General features: G+C 49.4%; 19 protein-coding genes. 6 read left to right on the plus strand and 13 right to left on the minus strand.

Annotated elements, in window-relative coordinates; genetic code table 11:
- Positions 1–4: 4 nt before the first annotated feature.
- The 4 genes from MPHASIOC01_RS02510 to cecR are packed head-to-tail and all read right to left on the minus strand — an operon-like array spanning position 5 to position 4,551.
- Positions 5–1,147 carry an ABC transporter permease gene (locus MPHASIOC01_RS02510; RefSeq protein ID WP_231889213.1) on the minus strand — a complete coding sequence of 381 codons (1,143 nt, stop codon included), beginning with the start codon at positions 1,145–1,147 and terminating at the stop codon, positions 5–7.
- The gene (locus tag MPHASIOC01_RS02515; protein ID WP_064599840.1) at positions 1,134–2,879 is read right to left on the minus strand and encodes an ATP-binding cassette domain-containing protein; all 1,746 of its coding nucleotides are present in this window, start codon (positions 2,877–2,879) and stop codon (positions 1,134–1,136) included. Before MPHASIOC01_RS02515 ends, MPHASIOC01_RS02510 begins: the two co-directional genes overlap by 14 nt.
- On the minus strand, positions 2,879–3,868 hold the full coding sequence (hlyD, locus tag MPHASIOC01_RS02520; RefSeq protein ID WP_064599842.1) for a secretion protein HlyD: 990 nt from the start codon (positions 3,866–3,868) through the stop codon (positions 2,879–2,881). Before hlyD ends, MPHASIOC01_RS02515 begins: the two co-directional genes overlap by 1 nt.
- An 11-nt stretch (positions 3,869–3,879) precedes the next feature.
- Positions 3,880–4,551, minus strand: coding sequence for a transcriptional regulator CecR (gene cecR, locus MPHASIOC01_RS02525; RefSeq protein WP_064599844.1), 672 nt, complete (start codon positions 4,549–4,551; stop codon positions 3,880–3,882).
- Between the two features lie 261 nt (positions 4,552–4,812).
- Between cecR and rhlE the strand changes: the two genes are divergently transcribed.
- The 3 genes from rhlE (at position 4,813) to ybiB (ending at position 9,521) form a co-directional block, all read left to right on the plus strand.
- Positions 4,813–6,180, plus strand: a complete 1,368-nt coding sequence (gene rhlE, locus MPHASIOC01_RS02530; protein WP_064599846.1) for an ATP-dependent RNA helicase RhlE — start codon at positions 4,813–4,815, stop codon at positions 6,178–6,180.
- A 188-nt stretch (positions 6,181–6,368) separates the two neighbouring features.
- On the plus strand, positions 6,369–8,552 hold the full coding sequence (gene dinG, locus MPHASIOC01_RS02535) for an ATP-dependent DNA helicase DinG (protein WP_353613870.1): 2,184 nt from the start codon (positions 6,369–6,371) through the stop codon (positions 8,550–8,552).
- A 3-nt stretch (positions 8,553–8,555) separates the two neighbouring features.
- Positions 8,556–9,521 carry a DNA-binding protein YbiB gene (ybiB, locus tag MPHASIOC01_RS02540; protein ID WP_353613871.1) on the plus strand — a complete coding sequence of 322 codons (966 nt, stop codon included), beginning with the start codon at positions 8,556–8,558 and terminating at the stop codon, positions 9,519–9,521.
- A 392-nt stretch (positions 9,522–9,913) separates the two neighbouring features.
- Here the strand turns inward: ybiB and MPHASIOC01_RS02545 are convergent, their stop codons facing one another.
- Positions 9,914–10,543 (minus strand): flavin reductase family protein, encoded by a 630-nt coding sequence (locus tag MPHASIOC01_RS02545; protein ID WP_064599852.1) that lies wholly within the window; start codon positions 10,541–10,543, stop codon positions 9,914–9,916.
- Between the two features lie 115 nt (positions 10,544–10,658).
- Between MPHASIOC01_RS02545 and rlmF the strand changes: the two genes are divergently transcribed.
- Positions 10,659–11,600, plus strand: coding sequence for a 23S rRNA (adenine(1618)-N(6))-methyltransferase RlmF (gene rlmF / locus MPHASIOC01_RS02550; protein WP_064599854.1), 942 nt, complete (start codon positions 10,659–10,661; stop codon positions 11,598–11,600).
- A 54-nt stretch (positions 11,601–11,654) separates the two neighbouring features.
- Here the strand turns inward: rlmF and glnQ are convergent, their stop codons facing one another.
- The 5 genes from glnQ to rhtA form a co-directional block, all read right to left on the minus strand.
- On the minus strand, positions 11,655–12,377 hold the full coding sequence (glnQ, locus tag MPHASIOC01_RS02555; RefSeq protein ID WP_064599856.1) for a glutamine ABC transporter ATP-binding protein GlnQ: 723 nt from the start codon (positions 12,375–12,377) through the stop codon (positions 11,655–11,657).
- Complete coding sequence (glnP, locus tag MPHASIOC01_RS02560) at positions 12,374–13,033, minus strand: glutamine ABC transporter permease GlnP (RefSeq protein WP_353613872.1); 660 nt, start codon at positions 13,031–13,033, stop codon at positions 12,374–12,376. The genes glnQ and glnP overlap by 4 nt, the downstream gene beginning before the upstream one ends.
- A gap of 79 nt (positions 13,034–13,112) precedes the next feature.
- Positions 13,113–13,862: a glutamine ABC transporter substrate-binding protein GlnH gene (gene glnH / locus MPHASIOC01_RS02565; RefSeq protein WP_064599859.1), complete on the minus strand. Its 750-nt coding sequence runs from the start codon at positions 13,860–13,862 to the stop codon at positions 13,113–13,115.
- A gap of 364 nt (positions 13,863–14,226) precedes the next feature.
- Positions 14,227–14,730 carry a DNA starvation/stationary phase protection protein Dps gene (gene dps / locus MPHASIOC01_RS02570; RefSeq protein ID WP_064599861.1) on the minus strand — a complete coding sequence of 168 codons (504 nt, stop codon included), beginning with the start codon at positions 14,728–14,730 and terminating at the stop codon, positions 14,227–14,229.
- Positions 14,731–15,051: 321 nt separating this feature from the next.
- Positions 15,052–15,945 (minus strand): threonine/homoserine exporter RhtA, encoded by an 894-nt coding sequence (gene rhtA, locus MPHASIOC01_RS02575; protein WP_353613873.1) that lies wholly within the window; start codon positions 15,943–15,945, stop codon positions 15,052–15,054.
- A 370-nt stretch (positions 15,946–16,315) separates the two neighbouring features.
- On the opposite strand from rhtA, the gene ompX reads away from it, so the two are divergent.
- Positions 16,316–16,825 (plus strand): outer membrane protein OmpX, encoded by a 510-nt coding sequence (gene ompX / locus MPHASIOC01_RS02580; RefSeq protein ID WP_064599866.1) that lies wholly within the window; start codon positions 16,316–16,318, stop codon positions 16,823–16,825.
- Between the two features lie 79 nt (positions 16,826–16,904).
- Here the strand turns inward: ompX and MPHASIOC01_RS02585 are convergent, their stop codons facing one another.
- On the minus strand, positions 16,905–18,488 hold the full coding sequence (locus tag MPHASIOC01_RS02585) for a phosphoethanolamine transferase (RefSeq protein WP_064599868.1): 1,584 nt from the start codon (positions 18,486–18,488) through the stop codon (positions 16,905–16,907).
- A gap of 226 nt (positions 18,489–18,714) precedes the next feature.
- Positions 18,715–18,843: a manganase accumulation protein MntS gene (gene mntS / locus MPHASIOC01_RS02590; protein ID WP_074388832.1), complete on the minus strand. Its 129-nt coding sequence runs from the start codon at positions 18,841–18,843 to the stop codon at positions 18,715–18,717.
- A 181-nt stretch (positions 18,844–19,024) separates the two neighbouring features.
- Here mntS and mntR point away from each other — a divergent pair, with 181 nt between their 5' ends.
- A complete protein-coding gene (gene mntR / locus MPHASIOC01_RS02595; RefSeq protein WP_353613874.1) occupies positions 19,025–19,504 on the plus strand; it encodes a manganese-binding transcriptional regulator MntR in 480 nt (159 codons plus the stop codon).
- 73 nt (positions 19,505–19,577) lie between these two features.
- On the opposite strand, the gene ldtB is transcribed toward mntR, so the two are convergent.
- Positions 19,578–20,498, minus strand: a complete 921-nt coding sequence (ldtB, locus tag MPHASIOC01_RS02600) for a L,D-transpeptidase (protein ID WP_064599872.1) — start codon at positions 20,496–20,498, stop codon at positions 19,578–19,580.
- Positions 20,499–20,679: the final 181 nt, after the last annotated feature.

The raw sequence follows: 20,679 nt of genomic DNA on the forward strand, positions 1-20,679 counted from the left end.
CGTGTTACTCCCTGTCGAGCCGGCGGCTGGTTTTCAACATGGTCAGCCCAATAAACAGTACCGCAGAGGCAATTAAAAACAGCACATTGACCACCAGAACTGAAGTGATATTGCCCGCGAGAAACAGTGTTTGCAGGGTACTGACAAAGTAACGGGCCGGGATAATGTAGGTCACGATACGGATAATGGCGGGCATACTGTCTATCTGGAATATAAAACCGGACAACATAATTGAAGGCAAAAAAGCAGCGTTCAGCGCAACTTGCGCGGCATTAAACTGGTTACGTGTCAGTGTGGAAATCAGCAGGCCCATACCCAGCGTGCTGAGCAAAAACAGGCTGGAGATAAGAAATAAAATCAGCAGCGAACCACGCCAGGGAACACCCAGAATAAATACCGACACCAGCATACACAGCAGCATAGCCAGCATGCCGAGAAAGTAATAGGGAACCAGTTTACACAGTAGTAACTCCGTGCGGGTTACTTCGGTGGACAACAGCGCTTCCATGGTGCCGCGCTCCCACTCACGGGCAATCACCAGTGAAGTGAGGATAGCGCCAATAACTGTCATGATAATGGTAATGGCACCGGGAATTATAAAATGGCGGCTGATAGCTGCCGGGTTGAACCAGTAGCGGGTTTGTACATCAATCAGGGGTTGGAATGATTCACCACGGTCTTCAGCACGTTGTTGCTGCCAGATTTGCCAGATACCCTGAGCATAGGCCTGCACAAAGTTGGCGGTATTGGGTTCACTGCCATCCGTTATCACCTGAATTGGGGCAGTATCGCCATTGCGGGCCATTTGCTCCGCAAAGTTGACCGGAATGGTAATGATGCCGCGTATTCTCCCGGCCTGCATCAGGTCAACCAAATGCTGGCGATTATCGCTAATTGTCGGGGCAATGAAAGGCGAAGCACTGACAGTGTGAGCAAAAGAGAGTGCTTCCTCACTTTGCTGATCCAGCAACACACCCACATGTAACCGGCTGGAATCCAGGTTTATGCCATAGCCGAAGATAAACAGCAGCATCAACGGAATGACCACCGCAATCAGCCAGCTACTCGGATCGCGAATAATCTGGCGGGTTTCTTTAATGCACAGCGCTCTTACGCGATGCCAGGAAAGGATGCTATTGGTGGCCACTGGCATGCTCCTTGTCCCACTGGTGAATCAGTTGAATAAAGGCCTGTTCCATAGTCGGATCGGCCATTTCGTCGTTGGCTGCACTGGCTTTCAGCGCATCAGGCGAACCACTGGCGATTAACTTACCACGATAAACCAGCCCGATACGGTCGCAATACTCGGCTTCATCCATAAAGTGAGTCGTCACCATCACGGTGACGCCGCGCTCCACCATACTGTTAATGTGCAACCAGAATTCGCGGCGGGTCAGGGGGTCAACACCCGATGTCGGTTCATCAAGAAACAGAATGTCCGGTTCATGCATTAATGAGCAGGCCAGCGCAAGGCGTTGTTTAAACCCCAATGGCAGGGCGTCAGTTGCCTGATTCGCCACGGACTGGAGGTTGAAGGCATCAGTCATGCGTTGGATCTTTTCTTGCTGGCGCACGCCGCGTAAACCGTAGATCCCGGCGAAGAAACGCAGGTTTTGGGTTACTGTCAGATTGCCATACAGCGAAAATTTTTGCGCCATATAGCCCAGGTGCTGGCGGGCTTTCCCTGAACTGGTTTTTAAGTCCATATTAAGCACCAGTGCCTGGCCATCGGTGGGAACCAGCAAGCCACACATCATCTTAAATGTTGTGGATTTCCCGGCACCATTTGGCCCCAGCAGGCCGAAGATTTCACCGCGTTTTACCGCGAAGTCAACATGGTCCGTCGCTGCAAAATCACCAAATTTTTTGGTCAAGTCACGGGCTTCAATTACGGTTTCCCCTTTATTGCCTTCAACCTGATGCAAAATCGCGCCCAGCGGGGATTCACGGGTTTTGGTCCCGCCTAACAAGTCAATAAAAGCGTCTTCAAAACGTGGCTGTGTTTCCCGAAAACAGCTTTCGGGTAATGACAGGCTGGCTGCAAGCCCGGCAATGGCTGAAGAGGAATTAACAATCAGGCGAACCGAATGACCCTGAATCATTCCGTCGCTCACGCAAGGCTGGCGCAGAGCATGCTGAAGCAGTGGGCGATTTTTCCCTTCCGGGCTGGTAACAAGCCAGGTGCGCCCGGCGATTTGTTGAGTGAGTTCATCAGGCGCGCCCTGGTAAAGGCGTTCACCTTCATTCATCAACAACACTTCCCGGCACTGTTCCGCTTCATCCAGGTAGGATGTGCTCCATAAAATCAGCATGCCGTCATTCGCCAGTTCATGGACCATACGCCACAATTCCCGCCGTGAAATAGGGTCAACCCCCACGCCGGGTTCATCCAGCAACAAGACACTGGGCTGGCCGACCAGGGTGCAGGCTAACCCCAGCTTTTGCTTCATCCCACCTGATAATTTCCCTGCCAGGCGTTTGGTAAATGGCCCCAGGTCGGTAAATTCCAGAAGCTGATTAAATACTTGCTGACGTAGCTTGCCACGAACACTGCGCAAATCGGCGTACAGGTTCAGGTTTTCCATCACCGTTAAATCTTCGTACAGGCCAAATTTCTGTGGCATATAGCCCAGCATGCTGTGTAACTGTGTATCGTCACGAATAGGGTCAAGGCCCAGTACCTCAATCCTGCCTTCACTCGGTGTCAATAAGCCTGCCAGCATACGCATTAATGTTGTTTTACCGGCACCATCGGGGCCGACCAGGCCAGTGACAGCACCTGCTGTAATTACCGTATTCAGGCTGGCAACGGCAGGACGGTTGAGCCCACGAAAATGTTTGACGACATTCTCCAGCCTTATTGTCGCCGCCTGGCTCATTACTGCTCTCCTTCAAACCGAATGGTCACCGGCATTCCCTGGCGTAGCGTGTCATCGGGGTGGGTAACAATAATACGCAGACGGTAAACCAGGTCGGTGCGCAGGTCCGGCGTTTCGACGGTTTTCGGGGTAAATTCTGCTGTGGGTGAGACAAAACCAATTTTGCCTTTCCACGGGTTACCGGGGCGGCCATCGATATAAATCAGTACATTACGCCCGGGCACAGCCTGGCCGAGATTTTTTTCGTCTACATAAGCGCGCACCCAAACCGGGCGGGTTAATGACAACGTCAGCACAGTACTGCCAGCACTTAACATCGTGCCGGGTTCTACTGCGCGTGTCAGCAGAGTGCCACTTGATGGAGCAGTCAGGTCGGTATCGTTTAAATCCAGTTGCGCCTGAGCCAGGGCCGCCTGGGCTTGCTCCAGACTAGCTTTGGCTTCAGCAATTTCCTGCGGACGATTACCCGCTTTGTACTGGCTGAGTTTATCTTCTGCGGATTTCAGGTTGGCCTGAGCCTGAATACTTGCCGAGCGGGCATTGGCTAAATCATCGGCGGAGTTGACCCGCTGTTGCCATAATGCCTGCTGGCGTTGATAGTAACGGGTAGCGTACTGGGCGGCGGCCTGGGCCTGTTTCACTGCGGCAGCGGCCTGGGCGATTTCTTCGCTACGGTAGCCTGCCATCACCAGGTCATATTTCGCCTGTGCGGCGTCTTCATTAGCCTGGGCCTGTGCCAGCGCAATGGTGTAAGGTTTTTTATCCAGCATACCGAGTGTTTCGCCTGCTGTGATTTTATCGCCTTCGTCTACATTCAGTTCTTCAAGACGCCCTCCGACACGAAAGCTCATATTCACTGTTCGAATATCGACATTGCCGTAGAGTGTCAGTGTGTTATCCTGGTGTTGTTGGTACCACCAGACACCGGCACCAGCTACAACAAGAATGAATAAAATCACAATTGCAATCAGTGGCTTGCGGTGTTTCATGCCAGCGTTCCTCAGTGTTGAGACAGTCCGTATAAAATAAAATCAATATGCGATGCGATAACGTTGCTAATCAGACCAACTTTTTGATTATCAAATTGTGTCCAGCCCATGCGTAATAAAATGGTTTCGCGCCCGAGACGAAAGGCGAGGATCTCACCCAGCAATGCGTGGGTATGTAAAATGGTTTCGGTGTCCAGTGGGTCACGCCCACAGTAACAGGCGATTAATGCACACAGGTGATCGTGCATGGGAGCAATAACCTGGTCATGAATCAGTGTGTAAGCGGCTGTGGGGGAAAGTTGTTCGCGGGAAATAAATTTACTCAGGTTGAGTGTTTCATCTGAGGTCAGTAATTTGCACATATGGCCGCAGGCCAGGTGAATTAACTCGCGTACTGCTGTTTTGTCTGGCTGTTTGCGGGAAAGTAGCTGCACAGCGGAAGCGACATGTGGCTGGAAATTATGGCTGATAAAATCAGCTATCCATTGCGCACAGGCCATATACAGTTCTTCTTTTGAACCAAAATAGTAAGTAATGGCGGCAATATTTTGGCTGGCCTGCGTTGCAATGTCGCGTGTGGTTGCATGCAAACCAAACTCACCAAATTGAGCTATTGCGGCAGTAATTAATTGGTTTTTAGCGAGTTCACCCCGAGAGGTGACGGGCGTATTCATCGTATTCATCACCAGAGTCAGTGAAACTTAATCAATCATTTGATTAAGTCTATGCCAGCTTTTGGTATATGGCTACTGGCAGCGTATTATTTTGCAGAAATTTCTGTTCGCGGGAATTTATGCAGTGCAATGGAAAAGCTGTTACACTCCGCCGCTTCATGACACTGTGGTTGTGTCACTGTTGTTTGGCTAAGGGTCCTCCTTGCCATTAAAACGACGATCCCTGGGAACTACGCCGTAAACTGCGGGCAGGGTGAGTGAGGAGTTGTTATGTCTTTTGAATCACTCGGGTTAAATCCGGCAATTTTACAGGCAGTAGCTGAACAGGGGTATAGCGAGCCAACCCCCATTCAACAACAGGCGATTCCGGCAGTGCTTGCCGGGCGCGACTTAATGGCCAGCGCGCAGACCGGGACCGGGAAAACCGCCGGGTTTACCCTGCCATTGTTGCAGAAGTTGTCTCAGTCGCCGCATACGGTCAGTGGCAAACGCCCTGTCCGGGCTCTGATTCTTACGCCAACCCGTGAGCTTGCTGCACAGGTTTGGGAAAATGTGCGTGCTTACAGCAGCCACCTGAAACTGCGTTCACTGGTGGTTTATGGTGGTGTCAGCATTAACCCACAAATGATGAAGCTGCGTGGTGGCGTAGACATTCTGGTTGCCACCCCTGGGCGCTTGCTGGATCTGGTGCACCAGAATGCAGTCAGCCTGGATAAAGTTGAAGTGCTGGTGCTGGATGAAGCAGACCGCATGCTGGATATGGGCTTTATCCATGATATTCGCCGTGTGTTGGCAAAACTACCGGCAAAACGCCAGAACTTGCTGTTTTCTGCAACCTTCTCCGATGAGATTAAACACCTGGCATCCGGGCTCCTCAAAAACCCGGAAGTGATTGAGGTTGCACGCCGTAATGCACCTTCAGAGCAGGTGACACAATATGTGCATCTGGTTGATAAAAAACGTAAGCGTGAATTGTTGTCTCACCTTATTGGCAAAGATAACTGGCAGCAGGTACTGATCTTCACCCGCACCAAATACGGTGCCAACCACCTTGCAGAGCAATTGAATAAAGACGGTATTAGCGCTGCGGCTATTCATGGTAATAAAAGCCAGGGAGCCCGTACCCGTGCTCTGGCCGATTTTAAATCCGGCGCGATTCGTGCACTGGTGGCGACAGACATTGCTGCACGCGGTATTGATATTGAATCACTGCCTTATGTGGTTAACTACGAGCTGCCAAATGTACCGGAAGACTATGTCCACCGTATTGGGCGTACCGGGCGCGCGGCAGCAACCGGGCAGGCTGTGTCACTGGTGTGTGTGGACGAACACAAACTGTTAAAAGATATTGAGCGTTTACTCAAACGCCCAATACCGCGTATGGCGATTGACGGCTATGAGCCAGATCCGTCTATCAAAGCGGAACCGGTGGAAGACCGCCAGTCGCGTGGCCGCCGTGGCGCCGGACAAGGGCGCGGTAGCCGGCCTTCAGCCGGGGCTCCGGCAAAGAAACGCACCTCCCGGCCAGAAAACAGCAATACCCGGCCTGAAAATGCCAGTGGCAAACCGGAAAAACGCCCGGCAAAACCTCGCCGTTCGCGTGCCCCCAGAAAAGAGAATGGCAGTAACAGCCAGTAGTAGCCTGGCGGGCTGGTGTAAACCTGCCCAGCCATCCAGTTAACTTCCTGCCTGTTGGCCAGCTCCGGTAATTCTGGTGCACAGAATTGCCGGCTCTCTTCCAGTAAACTATTTTGCCCCAAAAAGCAGTTCAGCCAGCCACGAAAAAATGCCACAATAGTGGTTGTTTATACAGTACAGGAACTGCAATGGCCTTATCCGCGGCACAAAAGGCGCAAATTGCCGCATGGTACAAAGCGCTGCAACAACAAATCCCCGATTTTATCCCCCGTCCTCCCCAACGGCACATGATTGCCGAAGTGGCAAAAAACCTGGCGGGTGACAGCGGCCGGCATTTGGTTATTGAAGCGCCTACCGGTGTAGGTAAAACGCTCTCCTATCTGATTCCGGGTATTGCCCTTGCCCGGGACGAAAAAAAAACGCTGGTGGTCAGTACTGCGAACGTCGCGTTACAGGATCAGATCTACAGTAAAGATCTCCCTCTTCTCAGCAAGATTATCCCCGAATTGCGTTATACCGCCGCTTTTGGCCGTGGGCGCTATGTTTGCCCGCGAAACCTGGCAGCGCTCGCCAGCGATAACAGTAGCCAGGGGGATCTGCTGGCGTTTCTTGATGATGACCTCACACCGAAAAATAAAGCGGAACAACAGCGCTGTGTGGCATTAAAAAAAGACCTCGACAGCTACAGTTGGGATGGCCTGCGTGACCACACTGATAAAGTTATTGATGACGGGTTATGGGCGCGCCTGAGCACAGACCGCGCCAGTTGTCTTGGCAGCAACTGCCATTGGTACCGGGAGTGCCCTTTCTTTGTGGCCCGCCGTGAAATTCGTGAAGCTGAAGTGGTGGTGGCGAACCATGCGCTGGTGTTGGCGGCAATGGAGAGTGAATCTGTATTACCAGAGCCAGATAACTTGCTACTGGTGCTGGATGAAGGCCACCATATACCAGAAGTTGCCCGTGATGCACTGGAAATGAGTGCTGAAATTACGCCTGGCTGGAGCCGCCTGCAACTGGATTTATTTTGCAAACTGGTCAACACCTGCCTGGAACAGTTTCGCCCTAAGACGGTTCCTCCCCTGGCAACACCTGAGCGTCTGGCAAACCATTGTGAAGAAATCACTGAACATCTTGTGGGCCTGGTCGCACAATTTGATTTGGTGCTGCCAGCCGCAGAAGAAGGTGATTACCGTTTCCCCATGGGGGTTTTGCCTGAAGATATCATGGCTCATTGCGAACGCCTGGCAAAACTGACGGATGCGCTGCGTGGCCTTGCCGAATCCTTCCTGAATGATTTAAGTGAACGCACCGGGCAGCATGATATTGTGCGGTTGCACCGCCTGATTCTGCAAACCAACCGGGCTTTTGGTCACTTTGAGGCGCAGAGTAAATTGTGGCGGCTGGCTGCAATGGAAAAGGCCTCCGGAGCGCCAGTATCAAAATGGTTTACCCGTACTTTTCAGGATGGTCAGGCTCACCTGTTTTTCCACTGTGTTGGTATTCGTGTCAGCGATCAACTTGAGCGTCTGCTGTGGCGGCAAATTCCCCATATTGTGGTGACTTCGGCCACATTGCGTTCTCTGAACAGTTATACCCGTATTCAGGAGCTCACCGGGTTACATGAAAAACGGGGTGATACCTTCGTTACGCTGGATTCCCCTTTTAACCACGTTGAGCAGGGGAGCATTGTGATCCCACAAATGCAAACCGATCCTCAGCCGGCAACAGAGCGTCAGCATATTGCCGAAATGGCGGCTTTTTTCCGTGAGCAGCTCAAAGCAGGCAAGCACAAAGGGATGCTGGTGCTATTTGCCAGTGGGCGTGCAATGAATATTTTTCTTGAAGCTGTACAGGATCTGCGCCTGGTGTTACTGGTGCAGGGGGATCAGCCCCGTTACCGGCTGGTTGAACTTCACCGTAAGCGTGTAAGCCAGGGGGAAACCAGTGTGCTGGTTGGGTTGCAGTCTTTCGCCGAAGGCCTCGATTTGAAAGGTGAACTGTTAAGCCAGGTTCATATCCATAAAATTGCATTTCCCCCTGTGGACAGTCCGGTGGTGATTACCGAAGGGGAGTGGCTGAAAAGCCTGAAACGCTACCCGTTTGATGTGCAAAGCCTGCCAGGTGCCTCTTTCACACTGATTCAGCAAGTGGGTCGCCTGATTCGTAGCCACAGCTGCTGGGGAGAAGTGGTGATTTATGACCGGCGTTTGTTGACAAAAAACTATGGTAAAAGGTTGCTGGATGCGTTACCTGTATTTCCTATTAGCCAGCCTGAGCTACCAGCGGTTCTTCGCTCTGCAAAACCGGACAACCCGGAAAAAAAACGCAGGCGCTCACCTCGCCAGGCTCGGGAAAAACGAGGCAGAGAGTAAAGTATGGATTACCGTAAAATTATCAAAGAAATTGGCCGGGGTAAAAATCATGCCCGGGATCTGGACTGCGCAACCGCTCAGGCATTATATGCCAGCATGTTACGCGGAGAAGTTCCCGACCTGGAACTGGGCGGGGTATTAATTGCGTTGCGTGTGAAAGGGGAAGGCGAAAGCGAAATGCAGGGTTTTTATCAGGTTACGCGCGCGCATACAATGCAGCTTTCAGCCCCGGCTGGCAGGCCAATGCCTGTCGTTATTCCCAGTTATAACGGCGCACGTAAGTTACCGAACCTGACACCGCTACTGGCATTGTTACTTTCCCGGCTGGGTTTCCCGGTTGTGGTCCATGGTGTGAGTGATGATCCGGGCAGGGTAATCACAGAAACGCTGTTTGCTATGATGGGTATCGAGGCGGTGCATTCATGCGGCAAGGCTCAGGCGGCGCTGGAAGGCAATAAACCTGTTTATATACCTGTCAGTGCATTGTGCCCGCCACTGGCTGTTCAACTGGCACTGCGCTGGCGGATGGGCGTGCGTAACAGTGCTCACACGCTGGCAAAGTTGCTGACACCTTTTCCGGAAAATGCAGCATTACGGCTCTCGAGTGTATCGCACCCGGAATATTTATCCCGCGTAAGCCAGTTTTTCCAGTCAGTGGGTGGCCAGGCGCTGGTTATGCATGGAACTGAAGGGGAAGTGTACGCCAACCCATTACGTTGTCCGCAAATAAACTGGGTGAATGCAGCAGGTGAGCAGGTGGTTTATAGCCGTCAGGCAGAAGTCAGCCCGGCGCCGGTTTTCCCTTCTGGCAAAGACCCTCAACTGACTGTTGAGTGGTTAACACGCTGCTTGCGCGGTGAAGAGCCGGTGCCGGAATCTATTCAGATTCAGTTGGCATGTTGTTTACTGGCGGCAGCAGAAGTCTCAACGCTGGAAGAGGGTTTACAACGGGTGAGGCAATTAATTTAGTGCAGTGTAAGCATAAAAAAGCCACCGCGTGTGGCCCGGCCACAACACCCGGTTTCAGGCAAAATAGTGGCAGGTATGGCGGTGGCTGAGCCTGATATTCAGGCAAAAGCAAGGGTAAATAACACAGAGAAGTACAACCCACAGGGTGGGTTTCAGGCATTCCATATAAATTGAGGCCGGCTCGTGAAGAGCCGGCCTCAACAACGTTCTGTACAAAAATAGCGATGGTGGACACCATCCGGTGAAACAGGGTGGTTCCGTGCAGGTACGACTTTTTATGTCTTGTCTTACTCTGTTGGCGCTATTATCTCAGTCTTTCCCGCCTGGCGGCTATGTAAAAACCTTGTTGTAGTTATTCAAAATAATTGAATCTGGTTGTTTGTGATAAAAGATTATCTGCGGTCATCGGGCCGGATAAGATCAAATCTTAGTGACTCATCAATCCCGTAGTAAGCACTGGGGCCACCAGCCCGCATAACCGGGTGGGCTTTTGCCGTCTGGTAAACCCCGTCTTCCAGCAGGTGAGTGGCAATATGTACTGCGACAACTTCGCCTAATACCAGCCAGGTATTTAGCTTTTCTTCTGCGGCATTAGTGAGCTGAATGCACTGTGTCAGTTTGCATTCAAAATTGACCGGGCTTTCACTGACACGGGGGACGGGTATTTTGCGGGAAGCCGCCGGAGTTAACCCGGCAAGCGCGAATTCATCCACTCCTGCAGCAACAGATGCTGATGTTTCATTCATGGCACTGGCAAGCTCGCGAGTGACCAGGTTCCAGGCAAAGTAGCCAGTACGGGTAATATTTTCCACGCTGTTTTTCCACCCGGAACTGGCGAATCCAATAATGGGTGGCTGGTAGTTGAAGCAATTGAAAAAACTGTAAGGGGCAAGGTTGGCAACCCCTTGTTCATTGACTGATGAAATCCAGCCAATTGGGCGGGGGCCAATAATCGCGTTCAGTGGATTATGGGGCAAACCATGTCCCCGTTCAGGCTCATAATAGTAGTACTCAGTGGTCATTTTTTTGCAGCCAGTTAATAACAGGTAACCAACAGGCTAGCACAAGGTATATGGCTTGCACTTTACCTTGTTATGCTGAACGCGTATCTTACGCGCCCGGACACAAGGAGCCAGGATGAAACAGATTGCTGAAAAAACGCAGTTGCACCCGCGTAACCGCCACCAGGGGCGTTATGATTTTGACCGTCTGGTTCAGGCGCTGCCTGAACTGGGGAATAAAGTAATACTTTCACTTCGCGGGGAGAAAACCGTGAATTTCGCGGACCCTGAAGCGGTTAAAATGCTTAACCGTGCATTGCTGGCGGCGGATTACGGCATTCAGCACTGGAATATTCCTGAGGGTTTTCTGTGCCCGCCAGTGCCTGGCCGGGCTGATTATATCCATCATCTGGCTGATTTACTGGCTCAGACAGGTAAACAGGGGATACCGCACTCAGCCAGTCTTCTGGATATTGGTACCGGGGCGAATTGTATTTACCCGCTGATTGGGCAGCATGAGTATGGCTGGCGTTTTACCGGAACGGATGTGAGTAAAGAAGCGCTGAGCCACGCCCAACAGATAATTCAGGCAAACCCCGGGCTGAGTACCAGGATTCGTTTGCGCCGCCAAAAAACACCAGGTGCTATTTTCGCCGGGGTAGTTACGAAAACTGACCGTTTTGATGCCACGTTATGTAACCCGCCTTTTCATGCCTCCGCTCAGGAGGCACTGGAAGGTAATACCCGCAAACGCAAAAACCTGGGGCTTAACGATGCCACACCTGCACTCAACTTTGGTGGGCAGCACAGTGAGTTATGGTGCGAAGGGGGAGAACTGGCCTTTATTCGCCAGATGGTGGTGGAGAGCCGCACTATTGCCCGCCAGGTGTTATGGTTTACTTCGCTGGTATCTAAAGCAGAACATATGCGCAGCATTGAGCATGCTTTGCGTGAAGCTGGTGTGGCTATGGTGGTGAAACAGCCTATGTCACAAGGGCAAAAGCAGAGCCGTTTCATTGCCTGGAGCTATCTGTCACCGGAAGAACGGCTTGCCTGGGCGAAGAAATGGGTTAAATAACTAAAAAGGGCAGAGCCAGTCGTGGCCCGCCCTTTTGCTCTCAGTATACTGAATTCAGGAAACGTGTTGCAGAAACTCCTGCAAACGCTGGCTTGGTGGGTTTTCAATAAGCTCTTGTGGATTGCCGTCTTCTGCAATACGACCTTTATCAATAAAGATCAGGCGTGAGGCGACTTTTTCTGCAAACCCAACTTCGTGTGTAACGATAACCATCGTCATACCTTCTTCTGCCAGGTCCTGCATTACTTTAAGCACTTCATGGCGTAATTCAGGATCCAGTGCAGAGGTGGGTTCATCAAACAGCATCATTTTCGGTTTAACTGCCAGTGCCCGGGCAATGGCAACACGTTGTTGTTGGCCGCCAGACAGCTCAGACGGGTAATGATGCGCCCGTTCTGCCAGCCCTACTTTCGCCAGCAAGTCTTTTGCCAGCGCTTCAGCGTCTGGTTTGGACATACCGCGAACCCGGGTTGGGCCAAACATCACGTTTTCCAGCGCAGTTAATTGTGGGAACAGGTAGAACTGCTGGAACACCATTCCGGCTTCCTGGCGAATCAGGCGTTCGTCTACTTTGGGATCATTAACCTTCAGGCCATCAACAAACAGCTCGCCGCTGGTTATCTCTTCCAGTTTGTTAATGCAACGCAGCAAGGTGGATTTGCCAGAACCAGACGGGCCAATGATAACTACCACTTCACCCTGGTTAATTTTTAAATCGATATTATGCAGCACCTGGGTTTGCCCAAAATGCTTGGATACATTCTTAAATTCAATCACAGGATTTTCATCCTTTTCTCAAAGCGACGCAGGATAAAGCTCAGAACAAGAGTAATGATGAGATAGATAACCGCAACAGCACTCCAAATTTCCAGTGCCCGGAAGTTACCGGCAATAATCTCCTGGCCCTGACGGGTCAGTTCGGCTACCCCAATGACTATAAACAGTGAGGTATCTTTAATGCTGATAATCCACTGGTTACCCAACGGTGGCAACATACGGCGTAAAGCCAGAGGCATAATGACATAGCGAATGGTTTCCCTGCGGGATAAACCTAATGCCAGGCCTGCTTCACGGAAGCCTTTATGAATAGACAGCACCGCACCGCGGGTGATTTCCGCAATATAGGCACCGGAGTTGATCATAATCGTGACAATAGCTGCTGTCAGGGGGTCAATACGCAAATCCTGGAAAGCCATTGGTAGTGCAAAGTAGATAAACATCACTTGCACGACAATTGGCGTACCGCGAATAACTTCAATGAATACCAGTGCGATGAGGTTAGCGATTTTACCGCCGTAAGTACGGGCAAAACCTGCTGCCAGGCCAATGATTAAGCCGCCAATTAACCCGAGGACGGAGATCCACAATGTTAATCTTGCGCCTTCCATTAAGGCGGGGATGGCAGGCCAGATGGCGCTCCAGTCAAACTGCATGATGGGTTCCTGTTACCGTGTTTTTTAAAAATAGCAGGGGCGACCGAAAGAGCGCCCCTGAGACTGCTTTATTTTTTTATTATTTAGGCTCGGTATCGAACCATTTTTTATAGATAGCGTTGTAAGTACCGTTGGCCTTCAGGGTTTTCAGCGCTGCGTTAACTTTATCACGCAGTTCTTCGCTGCCTTTCGGGAAAGCAATACCATATTCCTGTGCTTCCAGCGATTTACCTACCGCTTTGAACTGACCATGACCCGCAGTTTTGATGAAGTATAAAATGTTTGGCGTGTCGTGCAGCACAGCGTCAGCACGGTTGGTGCCCAGTTCCATATACGCGTTGTCAATATTGGGGAACTGGTGCAGTTCTTTGGTTTTGATATGCGCTTTAGCGTAATCAACTGAGCCGGTACCACTTTTCACTGCAACAATTTTGCCATCTAAATCTTTGACACTTTTAATGTCGTTATTGTTGGCTTTGACCATTACCAGCAGACCACTGTGGTAGTAACCATCAGAAAAATCGACCGCTTTTTTGCGTTCGTCAGTGATGGTGATACCCGCAATGGCTGCATCAATATTTTTTGTTTGCAGTGCAGGAATAATCCCGCTGAAGTCCATCGGTTTCAGTGTGTAATTCAGTTTCGCTTCTTTAGCGATAGCGGCCCACAGGTCCACATCAAACCCGACGTATTTATCGCCTTGTTTGAATTCAAATGGCACAAATGCAGTATCGGTTGCCACAATCAGTTTTTTCTCTGCTGCGTGCGAAGAAGAAACAGCAAAGGCCAGAGTAAGTGCAGCCAGTGAGACTTTTAAAATAGACTTCATAGCGTTTCCTTAGTTAAACCTTGGGGCAAGCCCCTGCGAAAGCATGCGCAACATGAAAAAATCGTGCCAGATTTACAACATATTGTTTTTGCTTATGAGGGATATGTAACATCGCACAAACAGTGATGCAAGATAGTATTAATGCACTGTTTTGGGGCTTTGTTATGGTGCAATGCATCACTCACCAACAGGGTGGTGGTTTTTGATGCGTATTCCGCTGAAACAATAGCCGTATTTTACGTATTTGCAACCAATTAGACTTATCTTATTTACCTGGTTCGAAAAAAAAGCGCACTGGAGTGCGCTTTTATGGTGCATGTCACTTTAGTTAACGGTTTAACTATGTGTTATGGCCGCTGTAGTTTTAATCGATATTGGATTCGATAAACCACAGGAATTTATCCAGATCACGGGATGCAGCAGTCAGTATATCCGCTGTATCTTCGTCTTTAGCTTCTGTTATAGCCTTACGTACATCGTTTGCCACAATGGCATAACGCTCGGCCAGTTCTTTAAGGTGATCCTGAACTGAATGAATATCCAGCGGATAGCTTTTCAGTGGTGTCTGGGTATTGATTACCTGTGTGGTACCAAGAGCAACACCGCCGAGCTGTACTGCACGTTCTGCCATGGTGTCGAGGTGGTCAGTTAGTGCAGTCCTGAAACCATCAAGCATTTCGTGTACAGCAATAAAATTGGCGCCGCGCATATTCCAGTGAGCCTGTTTGGTTATCAGTGACAGGTCAATAAACTGAATCACCTGACGGTTAAGTAATTCAATCGTAGCTTTTTTATCACTGTCAGCGACGTTGTTACGCGTATACAGAAGTGAGGTTTTATTCATTTTAACCAGTTTCGCAGTACTCATTGTCGATATCCTCTCTCGTCAGGTTCCAAATTTCTTACGCAACCAATTATAGCAGTTGATCGGTGAAGGTTATTTCTGTCACTACCTATCAGTTAAATAGCTATCGCAGTCATTTTTTGATTTTTTAAAACATATCAATTGGTTATGTTTTTTATGCCGGGTTAGTGAAAGGAAATTATCAGAATGTTCTTTATGAATATATCTTTCTGATGGGGCCTGTATGTTAAAAATAAGTTCAAGCTTGCTATGATTTTTTTCTTTGCAAAAAAATAACCCGAGTGAACGGGTTATTTATGGGAAGAAAAATTTTAAATGTAAATATTAATTAATATCAATTCTCTGAATTTGTGCATCACGACGCAGGGTCATGGTAGAGCCTGCAGATGCAACAATAATAGAAATAAGCGCCAGCCCCTGAGGCCAGGTGAGTGTTTCACCAAGAAAAATTAACCCGGAAATAGCAGCAAGGGCTGGCTCCATACTCATTAGTGTGCCAAATGTACGGGGTGGCAGACGAGTAAGGGCAATCATTTCCAGGGAATAGGGCAGTGCGGTGGATAACAACGCGACACACAATCCCACAGGGAGTACAGCCCACTGCCATAACCCGGCACTGGCCTGAAACATACCCAGTGGCACAAAGATAATAGCGGCTATCAGTGATCCCATAGCCACAGTAGCCGGTCCATGATCAGCCCCTGCGCGGTGACCAAAGAGTATATACAGTGCCCAAAACGCGCCCGCCCCCAGTGCATACAACGCACCAGCTAAATCCACTCCGGCAACATTTTTCCCCAGAGGCAACAGAAACCATAAGCCCAGTACCGCCAGAATCACCCATACAAAGTCAACAACCCGCCGCGACGAAAAGAGGGCAACGGCGAGTGGGCCAGTAAATTCCAGTGCCACAGCAATGCCCAATGGAACGGTGCGAATAGACAGGTAAAACAGGTAGTTCATTGCCCCCAACGCAATACCGTACACCAGTAGAGGAATACGCTGCTCCGCAGTAAAACGCAATCTCCAGGGTTTAAAGAAGAGTGCCAGCATGAGTGTACCCAAAGCCAGACGTAACGCAGTCACACCCGGCGCGCCAACCTCAGGGAAAAGTGATTTAGCCAGCGATGCGCCACTTTGAATAGAAATCATGGCAATTATCAGAACAAAAACAGGGAGCAAAGCAGATTTTAGGGATTTGCGCAGTTGTGCTGGCATGAGCGTCCTTTCATCAACAGATTTAGTCGTTAGGCCACAAGGCAAAAGCGACGCTTATTCTAGTGGATTTTAGTGGGGCTGGTTGATGTTCTATTGAAAAAAAATGGTGGAAGGCAGCATACAATAGCCACCCATTGAGCTTATGAATATAACGCGTATTAGGAATAATCCTTTATTAATACAAATTATAAGTGATTAATAAACAAGCAGTGGTTGGTTTACTTATATGAAAAATAAGGAAAACTAATCTTCAGGAAAGTTTCTGTTACAGGAAATTCTGCTTTAGACAACACAAAACGGCAGGAGTTTCTTTCATAAGTTTGATATATTGGAAACTTACGGAATTATTTGAAGCACATTTGAGGTGGTTATGAAAAAAATTGCATGTCTTTCAGCACTGGCTTGCGTTCTGGCCGTTTCCGCAGGTTCTGCATTTGCAGGTACCAGCACTGTTACTGGTGGTTACGCTCAGAGCGATATGCAGGGCGCTGCTAACAAAGCTGGCGGTTTCAACCTGAAATACCGCTATGAATTTGATAACAGCCCGCTGGGTGTAATCAGTTCCTTCACTTATACCGAAAAAAATCGCAGTGAAGACAGTGTGTACCATAAAAGCCAGTACTACGGCATCACTGCAGGTCCTGCTTACCGCATCAACGACTGGGCAAGCATCTACGGTGTAATTGGTCTGGGCTATGGTAAATTCCAGCAGACTGACTACCCGGAAAAAGGCGATATGAGCGACTACGGCTTCTCTTATGGCGCTGGTCTGCAGTTCAACCCGATTGAAAACGTCGCGCTGGACTTCTCCTATGAACAAAGCCGCATTCGTAGCGTTGACGTTGGCACCTGGATCGCTGGTGTAGGTTACCGCTTCTAATCCCTTTTCAGGGAATAAAAAATCCGCCTGATGGCGGATTTTTTTTGCCTGCGATAATTTGTACTCCGCGAATGTACGTTTAGCGCGAAGCTGCCCCAAAGCTGTCTTCACCCAGTTCCTGCCAGAGTATTTTTCTTAACTTGAAATTGGTGACATAACGCGGGCCTGCAGACTCTGCAGAGTGAAAGGTATATCGCCACGGAATCTGTTGGGTTTTGATGCCAGTCCATTGTGAAAAGAACAGCAAAAAATCATTTGCGGAACGTGGTGTCGTATTCACGTTGTGTGCTGTGTCATCGCTGGACAGTACCAAAAACGGTACCTGGTAATTCTGGTGGAACTTATCATCATGCGCGAGATACTGCCTTTGTGTACCGCGCTCGCGAAAAGTTAACCCATGATCAGAAAAGTAGGCCAAAGAAAAAGATTCACCACTTTGCTGCAATTGCTGGTAGAGATTTTTTAACAGCATATCAGTTTGGGTAATACTGTAGAGATAACAGGATGTCTCTTCAGATACCACAAAGGTGCTGTAATGCCCTTGTGTGCGGTCACAGGCTTGTGGGTGAGATCCCATGAGATGCAGCACGATAAGTTGCGTTGGCTGGCGCTTTACCGCCAGCACCTGAGCCGTGAGAGACAGGAGTGAAGTGTCCTGACTATTTTTGTTATCTTCAAAATCGCCATCTTTGAGAAATTGCACTTCGTCTGCACGACGGGCAATGCTGGCGATGGGTGTATCATATTGCCCGATTTTACCCTGGTTAGAAAACCACCATGTCTGGAAACCAGCGCGATTAGCCAGTGTAACGATATTGTTCTGGTATTGCGGCTTACTGTTTTCAATCAGATTTAGCGTCAGCCCAAGCGATTTTTGTGTTGATGCGCTTGCAGATATGTAGTCGGAGTACAGGACGCCATTGGCGTGGCTTGCGAAAGGCGTGTTATCCCATTGACCGCCAAACGCACCCAATGCATCACGGCGTGCACTTTCACCAATGACCAGAACATAGATATGGTAGCGTGCTGCCACTTGCGTAATCTGCCAGGTATCTTTTTGTGCGGAGAGTCGCTGCATGCGTTTGAGTTCGCGTACTACTGACTGGTTATTCTCCGCGACATCTTTCACAAATCTTGCTACCGGGTAACCGGTATCTTTCAGCGCGAAAACCCCCCCGTATACCCGGTTTTGCACTGGAGCAATAAAAATACACACCAGGCTGAAGGCACAACAAATACCAGTAACATAACGTTTTGGTTGTGCTGCTTTTATCGGCCTGCGCAGAGCATATACCGTGAGTGAAAAAATGAGGAGAGTGACGGCGTAACTGTACCACGGAAAGAGCGTCAAAATTTCGGTCGACTCTTCCATATTTGTGGCATGCAGAGCCAATAATGTATTGAAGTTGGGAGCACCCCAAACCATGGCAAATGGATAGTAGAATGCGGCAAGCAGACCAGATATCAGAATAAGTAATTTCTGGCATCTGGGGGCCAGTGTATGAAGAGCAATGAGCAGAGAAGCAAATGCAAACGTATAGAAAAAACTGATGCCATAGCCCATGGATGTATTAATAAAAAAAGCCAGAACAAAATAAAATAATGGCCAGAAATCAAACGATAAACGTGTAATGGCGGGTGTGTCTTTAGTAATAAAGCTCATAAGTTATGACATCAAGAAACGCCGTTGCGACCCAGGCGGAAAGGTGTAGGTATACCTTGCTGTTTCATGTATCAGATTTTCTTATGCAAGGTGAGACGAAGATAAAGCGTTGCAGGGCTAACTTCAACGGGGCAGAGGTGTCCGTTTTGAGAGGAGGGTTACAAATTTGACAATAATATGACAGCCGCCGTTAACTGGCTGATTCACCACAGCAGATAAACAATTATCAGGCGCGTTTGTCGTCGCAATCTCGATGGGAGCCGCTAAGCCGCTCACACAGCAATTGCAATAACATCAGGCGTACTTTAAAAGGAGAATGACTGAACACGTTTAGGCACCTCTTTACTTCATTCATTGTGGCCTCCCTGGTGGCATCAGTAGCGTTACCAACTTTCCATGCTGGTTGTGTTATATACAGATATAGCATGAGCTATATTATATAGCTATGGCTATTTATGTTTTTTTTGCGTCAGGGACAGGCTGGATTACAATGACAGCCCCGTGATGACACCATCGCGAAAGAAAGAGGAATCACTATGGTCCGTCGCGCCGGAAAAAATAATACGGATAGCGCCACTCAATTAGTTAATGTTGAGGAACATGTTGAGGGTTTTCGTCAGGTTCGGGAGGCGCACCGACGAGAGCTGGTTGATGATTATGTTGAGCTTATTTCTGATTTAATTCGCGAAGTGGGCGAAGCTCGCCAGGTTGATATGGCAGCCCGTTTAGGGGTCTCTCAGCCAACTGTCGCAAAAATGCTTAAGCGCATTGCCGGAATGGGGTTGATAGAGCAGATTCCCTGGCGCGGTATCTTTCTGACACCAGAAGGTGAAGCTCTGGCACAGGAAAACCGGGTGCGCCACCACATTGTGGAACATTTTTTATTAGCGCTCGGGATAAGCCCTGAAACTGCCAGGGTAGATGCGGAAGGCATGGAGCACCATGTTAGTGAAGAAACCCTCGCGGCATTTGCGCGTTTTACCCAACAACAGCAGAGTGAGCAGGAACCTTGCTGAATACGGGTAATAAAAAAGCGGCCCGCAGGCCGCTTTAGCTTTAGCTTTATTTTTATAGAGACGCCGCATAGCCTCAGTTAAGGCGAACAGGCATACCAGAGCGTTGCTCAATGGCCTGGCTCAGGACTTCCTGGTTAACGTCGGGTTCATTAGTCACAGCCTGAACGCTTTTGGTCAGGGCAATTGGAACCACTTCGTTATTGGTCAGTTGAGCTTCCGTTGTGGAAAGCGGATTATGCACTTCAATATACCGTGAACCATCTGGCTCGGTAGTGGCTTTTACCGGCTCATCAATAAACTGAACGCGGGTACCAACTGGTACATGGTCAAATAAATATTTAATGTCTTCAGCTCGCAGACGCACACAACCGTGGCTCACACGCAGGCCGATACCAAAGTTGGCGTTGGTACCGTGAATGGCGTACAGGCGGCCAATATACATCGCATACAGCCCCATCGGGTTATCCGGGCCAGCCGGAACAACGGCCGGTAACGGTTTACCCATCTCGGCATATTCAGCATGCATCTTGGCCGTGGGCGTCCAGGTTGGGCCGGCTTTTTTCCGCTCAACTTTGGTTACCCAGTTGATAGGCGTGTCTTTACCTAACTGGCCAATACCAATTGGCAGCACGACAACCGTATTGGTACCTGCCGGGTAGTAATACAAACGCATTTCAGCACTGTTGATAACAATGCCTTCATGGGGGGTATCCGGCAAAATCAATTGTTGAGGAATGTTCAGGACGGTACCTGGTTTTGGTAAGTATGCATCCACACCCGGGTTTGCCTCAAGCATGTTGGACAACCCCATTTGGTATTTTGATGCAAAATATTCCAGCGGTTGCCTGCTGCCGTCCGGAATAGTAACAACCTGATTTTGACCAATCAAACGGCTGCCGTCAGTGGGCAGGGGATAGGTCACAGCCGAGGCGGTTTTACAGAAACTCACCACAGAAAATGCTGCCAGTAAAAGAGTACGTAATTTCATGTTCATATTGCGCTATGCAAGTCACGATGCCACATGGGCCGTTGGTTGAAAAAACAGGTAGTGGCGCATTATAGGTTTATTCTTACTTGCTGGGAATTCAGATGTGGATGAAATCACATTTTTTTTCTTCAGAGGGGAAAACGGAGCGAACCACTGACGGGCGTCATGGCAGGTTTTGTGGCATAAT

Origin of the sequence: Mangrovibacter phragmitis, from assembly GCF_040429585.1 — a bacterium.
GTDB classification, from domain to species: Bacteria; Pseudomonadota; Gammaproteobacteria; order Enterobacterales; family Enterobacteriaceae; genus Mangrovibacter; species Mangrovibacter phragmitis.